Source organism: Pedobacter gandavensis (genome assembly GCF_032677645.1).
Classification (GTDB): domain Bacteria; phylum Bacteroidota; class Bacteroidia; order Sphingobacteriales; family Sphingobacteriaceae; genus Pedobacter; species Pedobacter gandavensis_A.
Map to the genome: position 1 here is coordinate 168,495 of NZ_JAVTSB010000006.1, position 24,501 is coordinate 192,995.

Annotated in this window: 20 protein-coding genes; 13 read left to right on the top strand and 7 right to left on the bottom strand. The window is 39.3% G+C overall.

What is annotated here, in order from left to right; all coding sequences use genetic code 11:
- Positions 1 to 35 precede the first annotated feature (35 nt).
- The 7 genes from R2Q66_RS11665 to R2Q66_RS11695 all read left to right on the top strand — a co-directional run bounded on the left by R2Q66_RS11665 (position 36) and on the right by R2Q66_RS11695 (position 8,734).
- Positions 36 to 716 carry a TolC family protein gene (locus tag R2Q66_RS11665; RefSeq protein ID WP_316749077.1) on the top strand — a complete coding sequence of 227 codons (681 nt, stop codon included), beginning with the start codon at positions 36 to 38 and terminating at the stop codon, positions 714 to 716.
- A gap of 25 nt (positions 717 to 741) precedes the next feature.
- Positions 742 to 2,892, top strand: coding sequence for an exopolysaccharide transport family protein (locus R2Q66_RS11670; protein WP_316749079.1), 2,151 nt, complete (start codon positions 742 to 744; stop codon positions 2,890 to 2,892).
- A gap of 53 nt (positions 2,893 to 2,945) precedes the next feature.
- Positions 2,946 to 4,406: an O-antigen ligase family protein gene (locus tag R2Q66_RS11675; RefSeq protein ID WP_316749081.1), complete on the top strand. Its 1,461-nt coding sequence runs from the start codon at positions 2,946 to 2,948 to the stop codon at positions 4,404 to 4,406.
- Positions 4,407 to 4,500: 94 nt separating this feature from the next.
- Entirely contained in the window at positions 4,501 to 5,130 is a 630-nt protein-coding gene (locus R2Q66_RS11680; RefSeq protein WP_316749083.1) for an acyltransferase, read from the top strand.
- 38 nt (positions 5,131 to 5,168) lie between these two features.
- Complete coding sequence (locus tag R2Q66_RS11685; protein ID WP_316749085.1) at positions 5,169 to 6,386, top strand: glycosyltransferase; 1,218 nt, start codon at positions 5,169 to 5,171, stop codon at positions 6,384 to 6,386.
- Positions 6,387 to 6,421: 35 nt separating this feature from the next.
- Positions 6,422 to 7,597, top strand: a complete 1,176-nt coding sequence (locus tag R2Q66_RS11690; RefSeq protein WP_316749087.1) for a glycosyltransferase — start codon at positions 6,422 to 6,424, stop codon at positions 7,595 to 7,597.
- 15 nt (positions 7,598 to 7,612) lie between these two features.
- Positions 7,613 to 8,734, top strand: a complete 1,122-nt coding sequence (locus tag R2Q66_RS11695) for a glycosyltransferase family 4 protein (protein ID WP_316749089.1) — start codon at positions 7,613 to 7,615, stop codon at positions 8,732 to 8,734.
- Here R2Q66_RS11695 and R2Q66_RS11700 read toward each other — a convergent pair.
- Positions 8,717 to 9,544, bottom strand: coding sequence for a glycosyltransferase family A protein (locus R2Q66_RS11700; RefSeq protein WP_316749091.1), 828 nt, complete (start codon positions 9,542 to 9,544; stop codon positions 8,717 to 8,719). The genes R2Q66_RS11695 and R2Q66_RS11700 overlap by 18 nt on opposite strands.
- A gap of 169 nt (positions 9,545 to 9,713) precedes the next feature.
- Between R2Q66_RS11700 and R2Q66_RS11705 the strand changes: the two genes are divergently transcribed.
- A complete protein-coding gene (locus R2Q66_RS11705) occupies positions 9,714 to 10,289 on the top strand; it encodes a gluconate 2-dehydrogenase subunit 3 family protein (RefSeq protein WP_316749093.1) in 576 nt (191 codons plus the stop codon).
- Positions 10,290 to 10,295: 6 nt separating this feature from the next.
- Positions 10,296 to 11,984 carry a GMC family oxidoreductase gene (locus R2Q66_RS11710; RefSeq protein WP_316749095.1) on the top strand — a complete coding sequence of 563 codons (1,689 nt, stop codon included), beginning with the start codon at positions 10,296 to 10,298 and terminating at the stop codon, positions 11,982 to 11,984.
- Here R2Q66_RS11710 and R2Q66_RS11715 read toward each other — a convergent pair.
- From R2Q66_RS11715 to R2Q66_RS11730, 4 genes are read right to left on the bottom strand one after another with little or no spacing between them, the layout of a single operon-like run.
- Positions 11,979 to 12,410: a hypothetical protein gene (locus R2Q66_RS11715; protein WP_316749097.1), complete on the bottom strand. Its 432-nt coding sequence runs from the start codon at positions 12,408 to 12,410 to the stop codon at positions 11,979 to 11,981. The genes R2Q66_RS11710 and R2Q66_RS11715 overlap by 6 nt on opposite strands.
- Before the next feature lie 37 nt (positions 12,411 to 12,447).
- Positions 12,448 to 13,887 (bottom strand): GMC oxidoreductase, encoded by a 1,440-nt coding sequence (locus R2Q66_RS11720; RefSeq protein WP_316749099.1) that lies wholly within the window; start codon positions 13,885 to 13,887, stop codon positions 12,448 to 12,450.
- A gap of 12 nt (positions 13,888 to 13,899) precedes the next feature.
- On the bottom strand, positions 13,900 to 14,883 hold the full coding sequence (locus R2Q66_RS11725; RefSeq protein ID WP_316749101.1) for a UbiA prenyltransferase family protein: 984 nt from the start codon (positions 14,881 to 14,883) through the stop codon (positions 13,900 to 13,902).
- 1 nt (position 14,884) lies between these two features.
- Positions 14,885 to 15,583 carry an HAD family hydrolase gene (locus tag R2Q66_RS11730; RefSeq protein ID WP_316749103.1) on the bottom strand — a complete coding sequence of 233 codons (699 nt, stop codon included), beginning with the start codon at positions 15,581 to 15,583 and terminating at the stop codon, positions 14,885 to 14,887.
- Between the two features lie 181 nt (positions 15,584 to 15,764).
- Here R2Q66_RS11730 and R2Q66_RS11735 point away from each other — a divergent pair, with 181 nt between their 5' ends.
- Complete coding sequence (locus R2Q66_RS11735; protein ID WP_316749105.1) at positions 15,765 to 17,234, top strand: ArnT family glycosyltransferase; 1,470 nt, start codon at positions 15,765 to 15,767, stop codon at positions 17,232 to 17,234.
- A 168-nt stretch (positions 17,235 to 17,402) separates the two neighbouring features.
- The gene (locus R2Q66_RS11740; RefSeq protein WP_316749107.1) at positions 17,403 to 18,767 is read left to right on the top strand and encodes a lipopolysaccharide biosynthesis protein; all 1,365 of its coding nucleotides are present in this window, start codon (positions 17,403 to 17,405) and stop codon (positions 18,765 to 18,767) included.
- Between the two features lie 166 nt (positions 18,768 to 18,933).
- Here R2Q66_RS11740 and R2Q66_RS11745 read toward each other — a convergent pair whose 3' ends face one another.
- A complete protein-coding gene (locus R2Q66_RS11745; RefSeq protein ID WP_316749109.1) occupies positions 18,934 to 20,259 on the bottom strand; it encodes a hypothetical protein in 1,326 nt (441 codons plus the stop codon).
- Positions 20,260 to 20,875: 616 nt separating this feature from the next.
- Here R2Q66_RS11745 and R2Q66_RS11750 point away from each other — a divergent pair.
- Both R2Q66_RS11750 and R2Q66_RS11755 read left to right on the top strand, forming a co-directional pair.
- Complete coding sequence (locus tag R2Q66_RS11750; protein ID WP_316749111.1) at positions 20,876 to 21,739, top strand: beta-1,6-N-acetylglucosaminyltransferase; 864 nt, start codon at positions 20,876 to 20,878, stop codon at positions 21,737 to 21,739.
- 84 nt (positions 21,740 to 21,823) lie between these two features.
- The gene (locus R2Q66_RS11755; protein WP_316749113.1) at positions 21,824 to 23,422 is read left to right on the top strand and encodes a hypothetical protein; all 1,599 of its coding nucleotides are present in this window, start codon (positions 21,824 to 21,826) and stop codon (positions 23,420 to 23,422) included.
- 84 nt (positions 23,423 to 23,506) lie between these two features.
- Here R2Q66_RS11755 and R2Q66_RS11760 read toward each other — a convergent pair whose 3' ends face one another.
- Positions 23,507 to 24,481, bottom strand: a complete 975-nt coding sequence (locus R2Q66_RS11760; protein WP_316749114.1) for a glycosyltransferase family 2 protein — start codon at positions 24,479 to 24,481, stop codon at positions 23,507 to 23,509.
- Positions 24,482 to 24,501 lie beyond the last annotated feature (20 nt).

Sequence of the window (24,501 nt, forward strand, 5' to 3'; positions counted from 1 at the left end):
AACGCTAACAAGAATTCTCTTAACCAACTCAAATCATGAAAAATCTATTTAAAATCGCATTAATTGTATTAATGTTTATAAGCCTGGATACGTACGCCCAGGAATCAGTCATAGGAGAAATTAAGTACGCGGATTTAGAGAAGTACATTTCGTTGGCTAAGCAGAATTACCCAAAAAGAAAAGCGATGAATGAAACGGTTACTAAAGCAAAAGCCGAAATACCGATCACCGCACTTTCGTACCTTGATATATTTAATGGTTCTTATTTTTACAGACCTCAGGGTAAATCAGTAATTGATCCTGTAAATCCATACAATGTAAATGGATTCCAGTTTGGTGTAAACCTTAACCTGGGTGCCTTTCTTCAAAAGCCATTCAATGCTAAAAAAGCAAAATCTGATTTAAAGATTGCAGAATACCAGGCGGAAGAATATGATCTTGCGATTTCGGTAGAGGTTAAAAGAAGGTATTATGCTTATATTCAGCAAATCAGTCAGTTGAAGATCAATACACAAAGTGTACAGGATAATAAAAACGTGGCGGAGAACTTAAAATATAAATTTGAGAAAGGTGAAATTTCTTTAGATGTGTATAACCAATCGAGAATTAACTTGTCGACCTCTTTAACCTCTAAAATCCAATCTGAAGTAAGCTTGCTTTCTGCAAAAGATTCATTGGAAGAGATTATTGGCATGAAATTATCAGACGTTAAATAACAAAATTTATCATTACTTTAACTCAATGGATTTTAAGGATTTTTCAAAACATTTAAGCCGATACAAGTGGCTGATTATCATAGTGCCGGTTGTTGCTGTCGCAATAACTTACTTTATGGTGAAAAATATGCCCAAAGAATACAGTTCTGAAGCACAGATCTCTACCGGATTGGTAGATCAATCTAAGCAAGTCTATACTGAAGCCGGACAGGGGAGGGATTATTACCAAACCAGTCAACAGTTTGCCAATATCATGGAGAAGATGAAAATGAAAAAAATCATGAGTATTCTTTCCTACACTTTGATGTTGCATGATCTGGAAGACCCTAAAACTTCATTTAAACAATACAGTAAGAAGATTGATTCCTTATCTGCTCCTCAAAAAGCAGAATTAATCGATCTTTTGAAATCTAAAATTGAGAAAAAGAGTGTTTTAACCGTTGCCGACAATAAAGAGAAGTTTCCGCTGTATGAAATTATTAGCTCTATGGGGTATGATGAAAAATCGCTGGATAAAAAACTGAGTATCTATCATGGCGATGGCAGTGATTTTATCACCGTTAAATATACTTCTGAAAACCCTGAACTTTCTGCTTATGTAGTGAATACCCTTGCGAAAGAGTTCATCTCAAATTATACGCTGGATGTAAATTTCAATCAGAATAATTCTATCGTTTTACTGGATTCCCTGCTCCGCAAAAAGGAAGAGGTGATGAACCAGAAAAATGAAGCTTTAAGGAATTTCAAGATGGCCAATGGCGTCCTGAATCTGGATAAGCAAAGCGAAATCGTTTATGGTCAGATTTCTCAGAATGAAGAGTTAAAAGCACAAGCCTTAAGGTCTATACAGTCAAATCAGGGTGCTATTGCCGCTATTGAGGCGAAATTGCGAGGAGCTGATCCTTATGTAGGTGGAAATGTAGTTTCCGATAACAGAGATATTGTAAACCTTAAAAATCAGCTTAAAGTTGCAAATGACCGCTATATTGATGGTGGTTTTAAAGTATCGGATAAACGTAAAATTGATTCGCTTAGTAATGTACTTAGCAATATGACGGCCCGTAATTCGGACAATAACATCACTGATCCTACGGTTTCTAAACAAAATTTGATACAGCAAAGAGCAGCATTGCAAATTGCTACAGATCAGGCCAGAAGTAGTATTGCTTCTATCGATAGAGAATTGGCGATGCTGAAGGGTAAATACAACAAAATGGTGCCTTTTGATGCAGGAATTCAGAATTATGAAAGAGATGCAGACCTGGCTACCAAGGACTATATGGAGGCTTTAAATCGTTATAATCAGACCAGAACGGAACAGAATATCGGCTTAAAGTTAAATATTGCACAATATGGATTAATTGGTACTCCTGAGCCTTCAAAGGCAATGCTGTACCTGGCGCTTTCCGGAATCGGAAGTTTCTCGCTTTGCTTTATGGCAGTAGTCGGGCTTTTCTTCCTGGATAATAGTATTTATTCGCCTAAACAACTGGAACAGGCAACGGGTTTACCAATAATTGGAAACCTGACGCTGGTAGATGTACAAGGGAAATCTATTAAAAGCATCTGGAATGATGCCAATAACCCCGATTATATCGCTTATAAGAATTTATTGAGGTCTATTCGGTTGGAGATTTCTAACCACATGGAGGCCGATGATAGTAAGATTCTGGGCATTACCAGCCTCGGAGAGGGTGAAGGGAAATCTTTTCTCGCTTCCAGTCTGGCACAGGCGTTCGCCATGACAGGGAAGAAAATCCTGCTTATTGGTGGCGAAAATCATGTTCCCGAAGCAAGTAATTCGAAAGAACTGGTAACCAGAGAGAATTTTGAGACCTTCCTGGTTAAAAAGGAAATCCGTACAGATGACCTCATCACCGTTTTGAATAAAAACAATGACAATACTTCTCTATTAGAATTACAAAGCAATAAAAGCCTGAAAGCAGGTTTTGAAGTGTTAAGAGAAGAATTTGACTTGATTATTATTGATATTAATAGCATGAGAGACCTTAATATCGCTAAGGAATGGCTGATGTTTACGGAAAAAAGTCTGATTGTTTTTGAAGTAGGAGGTGTAATCTCGGATACAGACAGAGATGCACTTAATTATTTGAAGGAACAACCTGGTTTGTTAGGATGGGTTCTGAACAAAATTCGGACGAACAGTAAAAACTAAAACCTGGTTTTAGAGTTCTATCTTTAATGAACAGATTTTTTAAAAGATTTTAAATGCACAGCACACCCGGGACCAAACAGCGCAATAAATGGAGTATTACAATTATATCTTTTGTAATACTCATTTGTCTCGGTACTTCTATATTCATAGCGGATCTGGGTATTTTAGCGCCTGTGTTGGTCATTGCGATTTCCTGCGGAATTGCCTTGCAGATTTGTTTTATTCAGCAGCCTAAAACGATCATCTGGATGACGATCTTCTATATCTTTACCTTCGGTATCTTAGGAAGGGAAGTAGGAGGTTTTCCTTATGGAACGCTACAGGAGGTAATTCTTTTAATGGGATGGCTGACGATCATTTTTACCGCACACCAATACGATTGGAAAGTCTTAAATAATGATTTTGTCTGGTTGTTAACAATCTGGCTAATTGTCAGTGTGCTGGAAGTCGCAAATCCTGCCGGAGCCAGTCCACAGGGTTGGTTACAGGAGATTAGAGCAGCAGCTTTATATCCTTTCCTGATTGTTCCCCTCGGTTTTCTACTGTTGAAGAAGAATAAAGACCTGAATACCTTCTTGTATCTCATTATTGGCCTCTCCTTACTGGCCTCTTTTAATGGTTTAAAACAAATGTATATTGGCCTCTCTCCGGGGGAGCAAAAGTTCCTGGATGATGGTGCCGCAAATACTCACCTGATCTGGGGAAAATTAAGAGTTTTCTCTTTTTATAGTGATGCAGGACAATTTGGAGCCTCGCAGGCACATATCGGTTTAATCACTTTGATTCTTTGCCTGGGGCCGTTTAAATGGTGGAAAAAGGCATTGTTGTTTATCGCATCTATGATCATGATTTATGGGATGTTGATTTCAGGGACAAGGGGCGCTTTATTTGCCTTGATTATCGGTTTGTTGCTGGCCCTGGTACTGAGCAAGAAATTTAAAGTCATGATTATTGGAGGGGCAGTAGCACTTGCTTTTATTGGCTTCCTGAAATTCACCAATATCGGGGATGGAAATTATCAGATCTTTAGATTGAGGACTGCGTTAGATCCTAAAGAGGCTTCTCTGAATGTCAGACTGATGAATCAACAGATCTTACGGGATTATCTGGCCAGCAGACCTTTTGGTGGTGGACTTGGTGTGATCGGGGTCTGGGGAGAAACTTATAACAAGGATAAATTCCTTTCTACGGTACAACCGGATAGTTATTGGGTGAAAGTTTGGGCAATGTATGGCATTGTAGGCTTCATTTTATGGTTCTGTATCATGATGTATATTCTCGGAAAGTGTTGTGGTATTGTCTGGAAGACGGAGGACCAGGGTCTGAGAATAAAAACAATGGCATTAACCTCCGGCTATGCGGGTATTTTGTTCTGTAGCTATGCTAATGAGGTGATCAATACAGCGCCGTCCTCTTTCGTCGTTTATATTTCCTGGGTGCTCGTATTTATCAGCCCTAAAATTGAAGAAGAAATAAGAAATCAACACCATAAAAGTTTAAAACCAAAGATATAATGCCATACGAAATATTCGCTATACCGGCTTTGATCTGCTTTTTAATCGGGTTTTTCAAAGGGAAAAAGAAAAATGAAAACTAATTTCAGTATTGATGTCTATAGTTGAAAAAATCAAATCTAATCCTGCATTAAAGAAGCTTGCGCTAAGGCTGATGATTCCTGCTAATGAACATCGTCCTAGACTATGGGTGCGCTGGCTGGTGAATCCTTTTGTGCATCAAAAAGGAAAGGGTTCCATCATCAGGAGCAGAACGCGTATGGATGTATTTCCCTACAATCGCTTTGTTATGGGGTTTAAGTCTGTAATCGAGGATTTCGCTACTGTTAATAATGGGGTGGGTGAGGTGATTATTGGCAATCAAACGATTGTTGGAATCGGGAATGTGATCATAGGCCCGGTAACGATCGGTAATGAGGTGATGCTGGCGCAAAACATTGTGATCTCTGCATTGAATCATGGTTTTGAAGATGTAACGGTCTCCCCAAGGAGACAAAAAGAAACTTGTAAGCAGATCACCATTGAAGATGATGTATGGATAGGGGCCAATGCCGTAATTACTGCCGGCGTTACGCTGGGAAAACATTGTATTATCGGGGCGGGAAGTATTGTCACGAAAGATGTTCCTCCATTTAGTGTAGCTGTAGGAAATCCGGCAAAGGTGATCAAAAAATATAATCCGGCATCTGGAATCTGGGAGCGCGTTAATGCTGCCGGTAACTAAATGAGCATAAAAAACGTTGAGAAATTTAAGCTGTATACATGAGTAATATGATCAGGAATAGGGACATTGTAGTAATTGGACAACAGCCCTGGGATACCGAGATTGGGAGTAACTGTAAGAATATCGCACTGGAATTTAGTAAAAATAACAGGGTATTGTATATCAATTCCCCTTTAGATCGAATCACCTTATACAGAAATAAACAAGATCCTAAAATCAAAAAAAGACAGGATATGATTCAGGGAAAAGAAGAAAATCTGATCCTGATTCAAGACAACCTTTGGAATTTCTATCCGGATTGTATGGTAGAATCAATCAACTGGATTGGGAGTACTAAGGTTTTCAATTTCCTGAACTTACGAAACAATAAAATTTTATCGCGGTCAATTCTGCCTGCTTTGGATCGGTTAAATTTTAAGGATATCATCCTTTTTAATGATAATGAGATGTTTAAAGGGTTTTTCCTGAATAAACTCTTAAAACCTGCGCTCAGTATTTATTACTCCAGAGATTATATGGTAGCCGTTGATTACTGGAAAAAACATGGTCAGGAGCTGGAACCAAAGCTGATTGCCAGCAATGATCTTTGTGTAGCTAATTCAACTTTCCTGGCAGATTATTGTAAACAGTTTAATCCTCATTCTTATTACGTGGGACAGGGTTGTGACCTGGATATTTTTGTAGAAGATACGGAAAAGCAAGCTCCCCTTGATATTAGAGCATTAAAAGGACCAGTGATTGGTTATGTGGGGGCCTTACAGAGCATTCGTTTAGATATAGAAATCCTTTCACACTTAGCATTGGCCAGACCAGATTGGAATATTGTGTTGGTTGGTCCTGAAGATGAGGTGTTTAAGAGCAGTGTGCTTCATGAGATTCCCAATATTATCTTTACCGGAATTAAGCCTATTGCCGATTTACCGGATTATATCAATGCTTTTGATGTTTGTATCAATCCTCAATTGGTGAATGAGGTGACGATTGGGAATTACCCGCGAAAAATTGATGAATACCTTGCCATGGGCAAACCGGTAGTGGCTACCGCCACAAAAGCGATGGAAACGTTTAGTGATTTCGTTTACCTTGCGGAGTCAAAAGCGGATTATGTGAATCTGGTTGCACTGGCGCTGGAAAATGATACTCAGGAGCTACATCAGGCAAGAAGAGGTTTTGCACTGCAACACACCTGGGAAAATAGTGTGGCAGAAATTTATAATGCAATAGGATCGGTTCAAAAAGAACGGTCCGGGAAATAAACAGGCTACAGATTAGCTGATAACGGGTTTTTAATATGGAGGTTTTATACTTTATTTTTGTAGTATTTCAGGTTTTGGTAGGGGTTCATTTGATCTTGCCCCTGATCTTGTATTTACTGCATTTTAAAAAACATGATTTGCCTGCCCGCGCTATTGGGGTAAAGGAACATGACTATGCCATTATTGTAACGGCTTATCAGCAGACAAATTTACTGCCTTCGGTGGTGGATTCTATTCTGAAATTAAATTATAAAAACTACCTGGTTTATGTGGTTGCTGATAATTGCGATATTACCGGCTTAAACTTTAATAGTGATAAAGTGATCCTGCTCAGACCGGAAGAAACATTAGCCAGTAATACCAAATCGCATTTTTATGCGGTAAAGCATTTCAAAAGAGACCATGAATACCTGACGATTATTGACAGCGATAACCTGGTAGATCCGGAATATCTGAATGAATTAAATGATTTTTTTGCCAGAGGGTTTATTGCGGTTCAGGGTGTTCGGAAAGCGAAGAATCTGAATACAGACTATGCTTGTCTGGATGAAGCAGGTGATATGTATTATCGTTTTATTGACCGGAAGTTGTTATTTGATGTAGGTTCTTCTGCTTCCCTTGCGGGGTCAGGAATGGCTTTTACAACCGCATTTTACAGAGAATGCCTGGAGTCTTTAAATATTGAAGGCGCTGGTTTCGATAAGGTGCTGCAAATGGCAATTTTAGATCGGGCAAAACGTATCGCTTTTGCGGAAAAGGCCATCGTTTATGATGAAAAAACGTCTAAACCGGATCAATTGGTAAATCAACGGGCACGTTGGATCAATACTTGGTTTAAATATGCTGGAAGAGGGCTGAAACTGCTGGTTATTGGCCTGGTAAATTTGAACTGGAATCAGTTTTTATGCGGATTGGTTTTCTCCAGACCTCCTTTATTTATCATTGTTGGGTTAACCGGACTTAGTGTGCTGGCCGACTTATTTCTTATGCCCGGCATGTTGTTGTTTTGGGGCTTTTCGATATTGAGCTTCTTCCTGATTTTCTTTATTGCCTTGAATTATTTTAAAGCACCTACAGTGGTGTATCACGCGCTGCGTAAAATTCCCATGTTTATCTTTTTGCAAATCGTGTCTTTATTTAAAGCAAAACGAGCGAATAAAATTTCTACGGCAACGGTACATTATCATGAGCATAAAATTGACGAACTATAACTTTTATTTACACGTATGTTAAGAAAGATAAAGATCCTTCAGGCGATCAGACAAGGCAAAGTAGGAGGTGGGGAAACTCATGTGCTTGACCTGGTTAATGAACTGAATAAGCAGGAGTTTGAATCGGTGATTCTATCCTTCACTGAAGGTCCGATGGTTGAAAAACTGCGTGCAGATGGGTTTAAAGTTTATGTGGTGCCAACCGAAAAACCTTTCAATTATAAGGTATGGAAAGCAGTAAAGAAAATTGTGGAGCAGGAAAAGATTGATTTGATTCATGCTCATGGGACCAGGGCAAACTCCAATACTTTTTCTACAGCGAAATCTTTAAGCATCCCGATTATTTATACGGTACACGGCTGGTCATTTCATCCGGATCAATCAGCAGCGGTGAAAATTATCCGGACCTTGAGTGAGCGTTTTCTGGTGAACATGGCAAATAAGACCATTTGTGTTTCGCAGAGTAACCTGAATGAGGGATTGTTGAAATTCCCAATGCCTGAAGCTACTGTGATTTTAAACGGGATCAATCAGCAGAAATTCAGTCCTGATCAGACATTTAAACCAGTACGGACAGAGCTAAATATTCCCTCTGATGCGGTCCTGATCGGATACATTGCCAGAATTACCGCGCAAAAAGAACCACTCAATTTTCTGAGAGCTATTGCCAGGGTCCCTTCGGATTTAAATGCGAAGTTTTTGATCGTTGGTGATGGAGAATTGAAAGCCGAAATGTTGGAATTAGCCACTTCGCTAAACCTGAACGACCGTGTGACCTTTCAGGATTTTAGAAGTGATATTCCGGATGTACTGAATGCGGTGGATATTTTTTGTCTGCCCTCACTTTGGGAAGGGTTACCAATTGCGCTATTAGAGGCTATGGCCATGAAAAAGGCAATCGTTGCGACGGAAATTGACGGGATTAATGACCTGATTCAACCTGGTCAGAATGGAATTCTTGTACCGGTTTCTAATCCTGACAAGCTAGCGGAGGCCATCACTTTGCTGATCGAAAACACCGAGCTGCGAACCCGCCTCGGTATACAGGCAGGGGCCACTGTTGCGGAAAAATTCAACGTAGATAGGATGACCAGAAGTGTCGAAGAGGTTTACAGGAGCTTAGTTCCGCGCACGTAGGTGTGTGAAACTTAAGTTCTTTGCGAGCCTGTCGTATGTGGCTTTATAGAGGCCACCGTCGATTTGAATCCTTCTATCTGTGGTCCACACTATACTTCTGTTTGTAGTTACCCAACGGAATTTTCCATAACCTTTTTCACGAAGTTTAATCGCCAGCCAACCATCTTCGTTAGTTCCATCAGGGTGGTTAAAGCCATCCACCGAAACACATTCTAGCCTGCGGCAAGAAGAGTTAAACCCATAAACATTCAGCGCTTCCTCTTTAAACAACTGACAAATCTTACGGTTTAAATCAGATATATATTCGTAAAAGAAATACACTAGTCTAGGCGTTTCTGCAATCGGGATAAAAGAAAATTTACCATAGGTAAGACATACTGAAGAATCATTAATAAGTGGGGAAACCATGTCGTCTATCCATGGGCCAGGGTAAATGGTATCTGCATCGGCATTAATGATATAAGTGCCTTTTGCAACCGCCAGTCCGGCATTCCTTGCATTGGTAATACCTTGTTTGGTTTCTGTAATGCAGGTAACTCCACAGGCTGTGGCCAGTGCTTCCGTTGCATCTTTAGAATTGTTGTTCACTACAATAACTTCGATAGGGTGCACAGACGTTGTTAAGGAAAGGGAATACAATGTTTTCAGGATATTCTCTTCTTCGTTGTACGCGGGTATGATAATGGAAATCAGTGGGTTTTCAGCATGTAATCGCTTGAAGTTTGCAGCAATACCCGGGATTTCTTTTTCTAATTCGGCCCGTCCTTTGTTAAACTTAGCTATGCTTTTTGGAATAGATATGGGTCTCATTAAAATGATTATAGCGATAAATTTAAATAAATATAATAAATTACTGAGGAATACTCAATATTCGTGCCTTATAATGGTTTAAACATATTTTTAGGAGTAGATATTCCTTTCGGAATATGATAATATATCTATATATTTACGATGAAATGCTTAGGTTATTTAAAATAAAATGAACAGAAGGACGTTAATTAAAGGCTTCGTTGTCTTTTCGTCACTGGGGCTCTCCTCTTTTTCATTATACAAGTGGTTTAGTTTAAGTGGAAAGCCGGACCATCATGCGCTTCATGAGATGCAGGGGTTAATTGCAGAACTGGCAGAAGTCATCATTCCCGGAACAGATACACCTGGCGCAAAAGATGCGATGGTGGATGTCTTTATTGTGGATATGATCGAATCCTGTACGGATATTAAAACCCAGAACAATTTTATTTACGGTTTAAATGAACTGAAGGAGTATACCTTAAATACCTACCATACTTCGTTTTCCAATTGTTCCATCGCAGAAAAAACGGCCATTTTAAAGCACTTTGAAAAGAAATCTGTTTACCACTATAATATCTTAAACAAGATCGACCGCAAATTCTTAGGACAACCGTTCTTTGTGAAGTTAAAAGAACTCACGGTAGAAGGTTATTGCATTTCGCAGGTTGGGGCAACTAAGGGGCTTGATTACGATTATATTCCCCATAATTACCAGGCTTGTATTCCACTCACCAAAAACCAGAGATCCTGGGCAACAAAATAATTTTATATGTATAGTTCAAATGATGCTAACACTAGTTATGACGCGATAGTTATCGGTTCTGGAATTAGTGGAGGCTGGGCAGCAATGGAATTGTGTAAAAAAGGAATGAAAACCTTGTTGCTGGAAAGAGGAAGAACGGTAGAGCATATCAAAGACTATCCTACAGCTATGCTAAAACCATGGGATTTTAAACATGGAATGAATCATACACTCAGGGAAATTGAAGAAAGCCCGGTCCAATCCAGAAACTCTGATCCTGGAAACGCACATTTTTATGTGAATGATACGGAGCATCCTTATATTCAGGAAAAGCCATTTGATTGGGTTCGTGGGTATCAGGTTGGTGGTCGTTCCCTAACCTGGGGACGTCAGTGTTATCGCCTGAGTGATCTTGATTTTGAGGCAAATCTGAAAGACGGACATGGGGTTGACTGGCCTATCCGCTACCATGATCTCGCCCCCTGGTATGGATATGTAGAGAAATTTATTGGGGTAAGCGGTAAGCATGAAGGGCTTTCTCAGTTGCCGGATGGCGAGTTTCTACCCGCAATGGAATTAAATTGTATCGAAAGCCACCTGGCAGATGCTATTCACAAGAAAGACCAGAGTCGCTTGCTTACCATTGCAAGGGTGGCAAATCTGACTAAAGGATGGGACCATAGAGGGCCTTGTCAAAACCGGAACCTATGCTCCAGAGGTTGTCCTTTTGGTGGATATTTCAGTAGCAACAGCTCAACTATCCCTGCAGCTTTCGCAACAGGAAACTTAACCTTAAGGCCTCATGCCATTGTTGCAGAAATATTGTATGACGACCGGATTCAAAAGGCAATAGGGGTTCGCGTAATTGATAGTCTGACTAAAGAAAGTTTCAATTATTACGCGAAAATCATCTTTATAAATGCTTCTACGATTGCAACAGCAGGTATTTTGTTGCAGTCAAAATCTAACAGGTTTCCCGATGGGATGGGCAATGACAGCGGGGAATTAGGTCACAACCTGATGGATCATCATTCTTCTTCAGGTGCTTATGGCGTTCATGATGGTTATAAAGAATCTTATTATAAGGGCAGAAGGCCAAGTGGTTTCCTGATCCCCAGGTATCGGAACCTTAAAAATGAAGCAGAAATGTCTTATGTCCGGGGATATAATATTCAAGGGCATGGAGAGCGCACAGAATGGCAAGACCGTTCCGCAGAAGATGGGTTTGGTGTAGATTTTAAAAATAGACTAACCACTCCCGGGCCATGGTTCATATGGATGGCAGGTTGGGGAGAATGTTTGCCTAATCACGACAATATGATTAGCCTGGATAGTAGACAGGTGGATAAATGGGGATTGCCTCAGCTGAAAATTGATTTCGAGTTTAAGGAGAATGAACGTCGGATGATGGAAGATATTAAACAGAGTTCAGGAGAAATGCTGAATGATGCAGGTTTCAGGGATATTCAGACTTTCAATTATCATAGACCTGGTGGTGCTACTGTGCATGAAATGGGTACCGCAAGAATGGGAAGAGACCCGAAGACTTCTGTTTTAAATGGTTTTAACCAGATTCACGCGGCTAAAAACGTATTTGTGACCGATGGTAGTTGTATGACTTCTTCTGCCTGCCAAAATCCTTCTTTAACTTATATGGCGCTTACGGCAAGAGCTTGCGAGTATGCTGCTAATGAGTTGAAGAAAGGAAATCTATAGCGTCGCTGGACTTTCAGGAGGATAAATCTGGAAGGAATAGGGGTTAGGGATAGGGCTTTTATAGGGATTGTAAAAACCGAGATAGCTGATGATTCGGGTCTCGTCAGTTTTATGAATAAAGAAATCTGTCGACAATAAATAGTATTTAATCAGGTCAAATACTTGTGCAGATTGATTCGGACTAATTTTTAAATAATAAAAGGTTTTCCAGCGTAAGTTGACCAGCATGTCGTTTATCGAACTGTTGAAAAAATCATCTACATACTTTTCTAAGCCAATAGGCTCCAGTTTTAGGTAATGGAGTTCTTTTTGAATGATTTTTACCACAAATTTCCTTAATGGCGGAGCCGAAATATATAAAGCAGGCGGAAGGATCAGTAACCCGGTTGAGATGCCCGCGAGGATAAAAAAGGTTCTTCTTTTCATAATCGTAATTGCTTTGTTTTTTATAATCAACGGATGGCTAAAAGGAATGATCCGCAGAATATAAGGACAATGCGGCTAGTGTTAACGTAGGATTGGAAGCGCTAAAAGTAGTAAAAGACCCAGCGCCGAGTACGAACAGATTTCGGTATTGGTGGTGTATCATGTTTTTATCTACCACACTGTCTGCAGCCGTTTGTCCCATCCTTGTTCCGCCAATAATATGGCCCTCATTAGGAAAAGGTTCCAGATATTTTAATTTTTCTACCGGTAAACAGGATAGAATCTCCGGAAGTTTCTCTTTCATGTTGGAGATGCCTTTCATGGTGTAATCAGAGCGCTTTGTAAAACTTACTATTGGAATTAATTTATTAGCTGAGGGTTTAATGAAGTTTTCATTTAGTGGTAAATCTTCAAAAAGCATGCGGAAAGAGGCCATGTTTAGCCATTTCCCCTGTTCCAGACGGATGTAATACGGCGCATTGTTGGTTTCGATCAGACAGGCGGCATAATCCTTACGGTGTTCACCATCGTAAAGCATGTAGCCATTTGCATTTACCCAGGTACTTCCTCCGGTATTTTTTAGGTTATCCAGATAAATGAGTACCTGCATTCCCAATTGTTCTCCAAAGCCTTTTCCTGTAAACAAATTGGTGTCTCCTGCATTAAGCAGTATATTAGAATTGAAAATTGGATTGGCACCCAGAACAATTACTTCTCCTGAGATCTCAAAATCTTTTCCATCCTTTACGTAAAGCACTTTTTTAATCTGGTTTCCGGCAGTTTCCAGGCTATAGACCTGAGCCCCAAAAACAAGCTCTATCTGCTCATTTTCATAGACACCCATTTCGGAGTTTTCAACGGTGAATTTAGCGTTTACCGGACAGATGTCACAAGTGGAGCTTGCAAAACAGGCGTTACGGCCTTTTGTAGCCCTGCTGGCTCTTGCACTTGGCTGACTGATGTATTTATTCCCATACGTTTGGTTCAAAATTTTGTCTACTGCTGTAAAAGTATGCGGAGGAAGGGGATATTTTCCTTTCCGGGGAAATGGGGTGTCTTCCGGTCCTGATATAGACATCAGTTCTTCTGCTTCATAATAGTACGGATTCAGATCATCGTAGCTCAATGGCCAGTCTTTTTCTATTCCAAACAGGCTTTGCATTTTGAAGTCGGAAGGCATAAATCTTGGTGTACAGCCCCACCAGCAATTGGAACAACCTCCAAATCCTAAGGTAAAAGGCCATCTTTTTGCTTTATTTTCATTAATAATCGCATCCTCCCATGGTTCTTCCATATGGGCGAAATCAGAATGTTCTCCTTTTTTGATCTTTAATCGCTCTGCATGAGGGAAAAGCTGGCCACGATCTAACACCAGGATTTTTTTAGGGCTGCTACTTTTCTCCAGGTATTTCTTTAAAAAGAAGGTGGAGGCAAAGCCGGTTCCTACCACAATTAAATCATAACTATCGTATTTCATGTATAAATGGCTTTAATAATTATTGGCATTCTGGAGGAACCAATGTAACCATGGAATCTCTACAAACATCAGGATACACAATAAAGAGGTGAACAGGAAAAGATAAAGCATAAACCACTTTCTGGTGTGTAATTTTTCAGAACCCTGAACCGGAGAGTCATTCAAAAGCCCAATTCTAAGATACCAGGAAAAAAGAAGTGCAAAGAAAGGGAAACTGACTAACAGCTCAATCCGGTCTTTAATGAGGAAAATCCCCATAAAAAAAGCACAGGTAATCGCATAGAAAAACATGGAAACCAATAAGCTGTTTTCTGAATAGTATTTAAATGATCTGCGGTACTGTCCGGCCAACTCCGGATTTCCGATCAGGCGATACTCTGCAAATCGCTTGGTGGCCATTAAAAATGCGCCTCCCATCCAATAGGCGATGATGATACTGGCAGGAGGGAAGGTGTTGATCCAGTTGAGATCCCATTTTGTATCCGGCATACCTAGTGACGGAGAAAAGATAAACCAGCCAAGTGCAAAACGGATGGGGTTATTAATAGATTCAGAAAGCACATCCAGGAAAACGCGTTCTTTACTTCTGAATGGTCTTACGTTATAAATGATGCCCATTAATAGCAAAATGGCGGAAGTGAACAAGAATTTCCAGGAAATCAGATAAGCGATAAATAGCCCCAATATGGCAAGAATCGCATATTCCAGGTATACAAGCTTCGGATTTACTTCGCTGACAACCAATGATCTTTTCTTTTTTAAAGGGTGGAACTTATCAAATTCTACATCTAAATATTCATTGATGACATAGTTTGCCGAAGCAATCAGGCAGGTGCTGGTTATTCCTGCGATGATTTTGAAGAGCAGACTTCCGTCTAAAGGGGTTTTAAATACCGAAAGTGCAAACAACATCCCGGGGATCATAAATATGTTTTTCGGCCAGTTGTCTGGTCGGGCAATTGCAATGTAGTCTTTGAGAACAGCCGCTTTTTTCATCTTAACCTGCGTTATTTCTGGTTTTATAGTTGGTGTAACTTTCGATTAATTGATTATAAAATTGGTCAGCTTGTTTTCTTTTTCTGCTGATTAAAAGAAAAGGAACCCCCGCTTTTCTGGCGCACTGACCATCAAGTTCGTCCCTGTCACCTATAAAAACACATTGTGAAGTGGAGTAACTTAAGGTGTTTAAAATATAAAATAGCCCCTTGGGCTTTGGTTTTAAGCTGTTTACCCATGGATCAGTTGAAGCCACAATTAGATCCGCATGGAGCTGCATGGCCTTTAGCTTTTCTGAAGCAGGATAATCGGAATAAACCGCGATTTTTATCCCTTCTTTTCTCATTAACGCCAGGAAGGGAATTAAGCCAGGGTAAATATAATCTGTTAGATATTTGTTTGGTTCCTCAAATATCCATTTTGAAATAACGGATTTAATACGCTTAACAGGCAGGTTTAATTTGTCGGCACATACCTGATATAGCGCTTCTTCCAGGTTTTCATATTCTTGTCCGGCGAGTTGTTCACGCTCTTTTCGGAAATGATACAAAATGAAAAGATCCTTGATTCGCAATGGTTGGAATAAATAGTATTTCAGTAATTGAAATAGCATTTTCTTTCTTAATTTCGACTGGTGGTACAGCGTTCCATCCACATCGAGTATGATTGCTTTTAAATTTATCCAGTCTAACTTGTTCACCTATAGGAGATTAATTTTGTTAAATTTAAACATATTTCTATTATTTATATACTGATATTCACTAATGGTTCTTAAAATGAAGCGAACCCTGTTTAGTAATTATAATTTATTATTGTGTTTGTTTCTGATTTCAGGGATAGTGCTAAGGTTGTACCATTTTTTTTATAACCGCTCGTTATGGATGGATGAAGTCTATCTTTCCAGCAGCCTGATCAGAATGGACTACCTGGATTTGGCCACTCAACCTTTGGATTACCAGCAAAAAGCACCCATTGGTTTTCTATGGGCTGTCCGCTTTTTTGTGGAACTATTTGGAACTGGAGAAATGGCATTGCGGCTATTCTCCTTAATTTGTGGGATTCTATCCCTGTTTATATTTATCCCGGTTTGCCGGTATTTTACCAATGAAAAGGGGGCTGTACTAGGTTTAGGGATTTTAGCCTTCGCTTCACCACTTGTTTTTCATGCGGTGGAGCTGAAGCAATACCAAACCGAAATGCTGGCCACGCTGGTGATTTTATACAGTTATATTAAGTGTCAGCACAATCGTAGTTATCGCGGGATTTTACTGTGGGGCTTCATTGGCGCATTGGTCGTATGGTTTTCTTATGCAAGTATTTTTATACTTGCGGGAATCGCGACAGGTCTCAGTATTTATAGAATAATAAAAAAGGAATGGGAATTATTCCTGAAACAAGGGGTTTCATTCCTGATTTGGTTCCTCAGTTTTGGCATTAATTACCTCTATTTTACCCACAAGCATGCTGAATCTAAATGGATTGTAACATGGTTTGATTTTTATAAAAACTTTATGCCGGTCCCGCCGGAATCAATGGAGGATCTAAAATGGTATGCGATTAACTTGTACCGGTTATTTGATTATCCATTGGGATTCCTTTGGAATATAAAGTGGTTGGTCTTATTGCCTATAGGCTTGTTGTTTTTGGGCCTGGGACAGTTGTTTAAACGATTCCAGGACTTCCTTGTGCTGTGTTTCCCTTTTTTATTCCTGTTTCTGGCCTCCGGATTAAAACTATACCCGCTCACAGAGCGGTTCTGGGTATTTATCAGCCCAATCCTTATTTTGTTTATAATGAATGGTTATTTATGGTTGATGGATCGTGTTCATAATCACCTTTTTAAGCTTTCTTTTACCTTGTTGCTGTGTGCTGGTTTGCTTCTCAATTCGATGAGGTATGTGGTTTATCCTAAGGAGTTTATAGGGCATAAGCGCTCTTTTCAAAGGGAAGCTCTTGCGAGAATAGCGGACAAATTTCAACCAGGGGATGTGGTTTATATCTATTGGAATAACCTTCCCGGGTATAAAGTGTATCAAAAAATTCATCCTCTCCATTTTAAAGCGATTGAAGGTAAAGACTATCGGAAGGTCTCAGCAGCTCATGAGAGTTATTTAAATCATTTGAAAGCCGACTTTGAGGGGTTTAAAGGGAAAAGGAGGGTTTGGTTCGTCTACAATGATTATTACCGCACTGATATTGGCGATGGTATCGATCAGCCAGCCTGGTACTATGAAAAGGGAGAAAATTCAATGTTTAAACTTCTACAATATTTTTCTACTTTAGGCAAGCAGGAGGAGGTTTACAATTCTTTTGATATTAAGATCTCCTTAATTACATTAAACGAGAAATAAAGCTGCAAATATTGTAAAATATAAATTAACTTGGTCTGAATTTTTAGCGAATCAGTTTTGTTAATTGACGGATTGATTTCCTAAAACTGGCCTAAAAGTTGCCTGTTCAGAACTTTGAAATAAACGGGATGATTTAAGGTTTTAGATCAAGCGCCACTACTAATATTTATGTCCTTTATAAAAACGATACTATCATCCTTTAAAAATATACATTTTCAATCTTTACTGGGGAATGGCGTAATGGCCGTTTTCGGAGTGGTTACCATTGCCATTCTGTATCGTGCATTGCCAGTCAAAGAAATTGGGCTATATGTCTTCTTTATGATGATCTGGGGTTTAGTAGATACTATACGTTCGGGCTTTTTAACGATAGCATTTGTCAAGTTTTATTCAGGAACGACACGCGAACGTGCAGAGGAAGTAATTGGTTCTGCCTGGTGTTTTGCATTAATTATAACCGGATGCTGTATCCTGTTGAATGTATTAACTTTCTTCTTGTCACCCTTCATAACCAATGAGGGAATGACCTTATTTCTAAAATATTTCTCCTTGATATCTGTGGCGACTTTGCCGCTGTTTATGGCAAATCTGGTTGTTCAGGGTGAAAAACGTTTCGACCGTTTGTTGTGGCTCAGATTGATTAATCAGGTTTTTTTTACCGGTACCGTAATCGTGTTAATCTTTCTTAAAAAAGCCTCTTTAACTTCTATTGTACTTACTTTTATTGGTTCAAATTTCATCGCCAGCTTATGCGTATTGTTCTTAGGCTGGACAAGAGTTGGTGCGATAAAAAAAATGACTAAATCCTGCTTTATGGAGATCTTTCATTTTGGAAAATATAGTGTTGGATCAGGACTAAGTGCAAATTTGTTTAGAGTAACGGATGCCTTTTTTATTAACTTTTTCCTGGGCCCCTCAGCCCTGGCGGTGTATAATCTCGGGGGTAGACTGATGCAAATTATAGAGATCCCATTGATGAGTTTTGCAGCCTCAGGGATGCCAAGCCTCTCTACTTATTATAACAATGGTCAGAAGGCGGAAATGATGTATGTGATGAAGAAAATGATCGGTATGTTATCGATATGTATCTTTGGAATTGCAGTAGTGTCTATTATTTTTGCGGAACCAATTATCGGGTTAATCGGCGGAGCCAAATATATGGACACAGAAGCACCTAATCTGTTCCGGATATTTATGACTATGGCCATTCTATTCCCGGCAGACAGATATTTCTCTTTAGGGCTCGATGTGATTCACTTGCCTAAAATCAATTTTTATAAATTGCTCATCATGCTTGCTGTTAATTTAACGGCAGATTACGTTGGAATAGCTATTTTTCATTCTGTCTATGCCGTTGCAGCTGCGGATGTTTTCCCTGTGATCATCGCTATTGTTATTGCTTATTTCCCACTGAATAAGTTTCATAAGTTCAGCTTTTGGGGGATGTATGTGGTGGGTTATAAAGAGCTCGTTCTATTTGTCAGGAAGATCTATTTTATGCTGTTCAAAAGAGACAAGGTTGTGAATGATTAAATATTCTTTCTGCTTCAATTAAGCCCGCTACTGGTGCTGTGTTTTTTACCTAAAAGAAAGAGCCCGATAAAATACCGGGCTCATCTCATTAATATTTAATTCTTCTGGTCTTAGGATGGTATTCAGCTTATGATACACCCTTTGTTATCCGGCCAAAAGGTCTCTTTTACATTGCTGGTGCGCCAATACCGGTATATTTAGACTGGAAAGTATTGGTATCAAAAACCGCCTCAGCCTGCGTAGCTACGTATTTGTTATTGGTATCTCTTGTGATTTTAGTGTCACTCATGTTATTAATCATATTGGTAATGGTCTTTTTACTGTTTAGATCAAAACCAAGATTGTTGTAATACTCTAAGCTGCCAAAAGTATTATAAAGGTCAAGAACCTGTCCTTCAAAATCATGAGATGTATTCATTTTGCCCGCGGTATTGTTGTAAACTTTAGCATTTGCATAAGTAGACTTACCTGGATAAATATTTCTGGTAAATGCCTGTAATTCAAAAGCACCATATTTTCTGGTGTTGTAGCAAATATTGTTGTAGATTTCATTGGTAGCAGGACTGCTTCCTCTTGAATAAAGCCACATTCTAATCGAGTTTCCTTGATAATTACTCAGCTTATTGTCATGGAAATTACCATTACCCTGCATATAAAATATACCGTTGTGGTTATTGTTAGCAGCGTTTATATTATTTACTATATTGTGGTGGATATCGTAATCCTGTACATTACTAAAGGAACAAAGCGTTCCAACATCAGCACTATTAATGAAGGTGTTATAAGCAACCTCTACATTTTTAAACAAGCCGGAATCTTCTCCGGTATCACTGTTCAGGTTACCTCCGAATGCAATTGATCCTGCGTTTTCGAATAAACAATTAATGATTTTAAAGTTTTCGGTTCTGGTTTCCGCAGTTCCTTTATAAGCAAAACTATCCCCATTGCTTTTTTCTCCTGCAATTACATAGTCATTTACGTTCTTGAAACTCATGTTTCTGATGGTCACACCGTTCATTTTTCCATCCATCATGATGGCGCGGAAACTAATATTCTCAAATTGAAATCCGTATTTCTGACCGGCTACATTATCTCCGGAAATGACCACATTGTTGATGTTACTGGTATGCATCACATTGGTGATTTTTACGATACCATCATTTTTAATGAAGAAAGGTTTGTTTGCCGGAGCTACTATGTTTTTAATCACAATTGAGCTGTATCTTCCGCCTTTTATTTTAATAAAAGCATTCGAAGTTACTTTCAATGCTCCGCCATCAATCGTAAGCTCTTCTCCTTCACCGCGACCAAGTTCAATAATCGTTGCATCTGCGGGAACATCGCTCGGTGGAGCTGTGGGGTCGGTTGGGATTGGGGTTGTTGTTGGAGGAAGAACTTCAATCTCCGGAGGAGTAGTGGTATCTCCTTTTTTACATGCCATCAGGACGAATAACCCGAATATAAACAGTGACATTTTGTATTTTACTTTCATAAGTTTTTTGAAGATTATGTGATCGTTCCCCTAATATTTCTGCAATTGTAAGTATTTTCCAATGAACAAATGCAAAGGTATTTTTTCACTGGTTTTGTGACGGTCTACTTCCGTATTACAAAAAGGGTTTTTCCTCAATGTGGGGAATGTTTTTCCCATGTTTCTAACATTTAAGGAATATCACTGATATTTTATATATGACCTTTCTGTGACAAATAGGGTGTTTGGTAAGTATCAAAACCTAGTTATGAAATGGTTAGCGTTTTACAACGGGCTTTATTCGAACGGTTCCTCTGTTCACTGACTCCAAATCCCTGGATTCATTTTTGTAAGTAATTTACCGAGGCTATGTTTTTATACGTTTAAATTTTCATTGGATAATTGTTCGGGATTACGGATAAAACCGTTGAAGAAAATGTGTTTCATGATTTTATATTGATTTTTAAATACAAACTTTGTGGGTTAAGGAACAATAGTTATATTGGTACTCACAAAATAATTTGATTAATGATGCTTCATAAATTTATAAAGCTGATAATCGAGCATTTTGAAGGTTATTAAAAGAGGTGGTCAATTCATAACAAAAGTAGGATTCTGTTTATTTAATTAGAAAACAATGAAGATTGCCCATTTAATAATGGCGTATAAAAATTCAGGACAGGTAGAGCGGATGATTAAGGCGATGAATCACCCTAATTTCCATTTTTACATTCATCTGGATCTTAAGAGTGATATCAAAGAATTTGAGTATTTACAAAACATGGAAGGGGTTAGTTTTATCACTAACCGGGTGCTGTGTAACTGGGGCGGTTTTTCCTTTGTAAGAGCAATTATGACCTCCTTATCAGAAATTTTAAATAAGGACGAGCGTTATAGCTTCATTAATCTGATGAGCGGTCAGGACTATCTGATTAAACCCGCAGAACAGCTTTATCAGTTTTACGCAACACATACGGGTAAATGCTTTATCTCCTATGATCAGGACCCTAAAGCCTTGTGGTGGAAAGATGCTGTGACAAGAGCCGAACGCTATCATTTTACCGACCTTAAATTTAAAGGAAGATACTTTGTTCAGGGAATCTTTAATAAAGTCCTGCCAAAAAGGTCTTTCCCATTATCTATTCCACTTTACGGGAGTAGTGATTCCTCCTGGTGGAGTATCCCTTCAGATTGCGCCGCATACATTGTTGATTTTATGAAGAGCCAGCCAAGGCTGGAACGGTTTATGCAATATACATGGGGATCGGATGAATTTATTATTGCTACAATAATTATGAATTCTCCATTTAAGGATCATGTTATTAATGATAATTTACGCTTTATTTCCTGGGAAAGTGGTCGACCTAACCCTAGAATTTTAACAGATAGCGACTTTGAATCGATTAAAGCAACTGATAAATTTTACGCCAGAAAATTTGATAATCAAGTAAACGTTAAAATTTTGGATCAGCTAGATCAGTTTGTTGGCGTTAAAGCGTAAAATGTAATTAAGCTATTTTTCCCTTTCAGCCCCTTTGTTAGGGTTGGAAGGGTAGCTATATTTAATTTTCAACTCAAATTAACGATGAAAAAAACGCATTCTCTACGTTTAGTACTCCTTTTATTCCTTGGCTGTTCTTTAACAGACTGCCACAGCGACCGCCCCGACAACGCTATTGATACCGCTAAAAAGGTGAAAATGAAAGATATGTTAGGTATCAACGCTTTCGAATGGGATTTTTTACAAGATCCGAAGAACCCTAATGATGGAAGCAGGATTTTTGAACCTAAGATGGAACTGATGAAATCATTCAGCTCCGTAAGGCATTATATGGATTGGGAAAAACTGGAAGATAGTCCGGGGGTTTATTCCTTTAATCCAACCACAAGGGGAGGATGGAACTACGACGCCGTTTATGCCAGAGCTAAACAAGAAGGAATTGTGATGCTGTCCTGCCTGATAAATGTTCCGGACTGGCTCTACAAAAGCTATCCGACACATCAGCGTGAAGTAGATGTGGTTGCTGTAAAATATGGTGCTAACCGCGAAAAACCAGCTTCTTATGAGGCACAGGCCAAAGCAATTTATCAGTTTGTAGCCAGGTATGGCTCTAATAAAAATATTGACACCAATGTTATTGTCTTAAACAGGAAGCCCAGATGGCATGGTGATGTGGTAAATACGGCAAAAGTAGGTCTGGATCTGGTTAAGTACGTAGAATGTAATAATGAGCCGGATAAATGGTGGAAAGGCCAGATCGCTCAGCAAACCGGCAGGGAATACGCCGCAAATCTTTCTGCTTTTTACGATGGTAACAAAGGGAAAATGGGTAAATACGCAGGTGCTAAAACAGCCGATCCAAATATTCAGGTGGTCATCGGAGGATTGGCAAAACCTGACATTAACTATATCAAAGAAATTGTAGAATGGTGTAAAGAGAATAGAGGATATAAGCCGGATGGCAGTGTTGATTTGTGCTTTGATGTGATCAACTATCACCTTTATTCAAATGACAATACAGGTTGGTTCTCGAAATTTCACTCTACTAAAAGAGGGATAGCCCCTGAATTGGGTAATATGCCGGATATCGCAGATACCTTTGTCGATTATGCCCGCAGTTTAGGAGATAATATGGAAGTCTGGACTACCGAAACCGGCTATGATTTAAATAGTAAAAGTATTCAACGAGCGATTCCTATTGGTGCTAAATCAGTGTTAATAACCCAGGCAGACTGGATTCTAAGAACTTCATTAATGTATGCCAGACATGGCGTAAACAGGGTGTTCTTTTATCTGGCTTATGATATTCTGCCTCCGGGAACCGATAAGGAAACTCCGTTTGGAACCTCCGGACTACTAAATGAAGGCAAACGTAGACCCGCTGCCGATTATCTCCTGCAAACCGGAAAATTGATGGGTGAGTATACCTATGAAAAGACAATTAATAAAGATCCGTTTGTAGATGTTTACACCAACAATGGGAAAAAGATGTATGTGCTATTGGTTCCTGATGAAAAAGACCGTAGAGAAACTTATGAATTAGACTTAGGGAAAGCAAAGATCGCCAGGATTTATCAGTTAAAACCTGGAGCAGATGCCATGACACCTAAAGATGTTCCGACAAAAGGAGGGATTATAAAAATGACGGTGACAGAGACTCCAATCTTTGTTGAAGGCTTATAGAAGCTCTTTTAGTCTTTGCAGGATGTTCTCAGTTCCGGAACATTCCTGCAAAGTTTATCATTTAAACCATAGCCTGGTGGCGTGTTAAACTCTTGCTTTCTTCTTTGTAAGGCCCAGCTTGCGGTTTAAGCCCAGAAACAAGATGTTAGGGATAGTTTTAAGGGTAAAAGGTATATTGGTCGCAAAGGAAGTACCCAGTAGCCTTAACGAATGCATCACCTTGAATTCACGTAACAGATTATGTTTAGAAAGTTCCACAAGGCTAGACATATACCGCTCTTCCAGTATTTTTAATTCTTCAGGCATCAATAGATTGCCGAGCTTATCCATATTCCTTTTCAAATCAGCGATGTGAAGAAATTCCAGGACTTCGCTCCATTTTCTGCCATCATATACATTGATGTCATCAACTCTTTTATGCCATAACTTTTCAAGTGTAAAAGCCGCGCGACAAGGTTTCGAAAGGATCATTTCAAGGTACATCGCCCAATCGTCTCCGATATTCATCTTTTCATCCCATCCCGATACAATGGATGATTTACGCATTACAACCGCAGAAGAGGGAGAAGGGCAGGATTCAATGTAAAGTGATCGGACTTCATGATCTTCAAGGTTAATCCAGTTGTCTTTTTCTTTTCCAATATAAGGCGTAAGAAAAGGATCATTTACCAGGAAATCCCAGCTTGAACCTAATTTAGCGTCCTGATGCCAGTTGGCAAATACAAAATCCAGTTGATCTGATTCCAGTTTCTGGACACACTTTGCCAGAAAATCTTCATGCCAGATATCATCAGAGTCCAGGGAAGCAATTATTGATCCCTCCGCATAGCTTAAACCTTTATTCCTTGCTGAGGCCTGACCTCCGTTTTTCTGATAATAATAGGCAACTTGCGGGTATTTTTTGATCAACTCCGAAGTTTCATCGCTCGAGCCATCATCAACAACAATGATCTGCGTGTTTTTGTAAGTTTGGTCAATCGCGCTTTCTATTGCATCCGGAAGTTTAGATGCTCTGTTAAATGTCGGAATTATTACGGATACCAGTGGCTGAAAGTTCATTAATCGTTTGTTTATAAAGG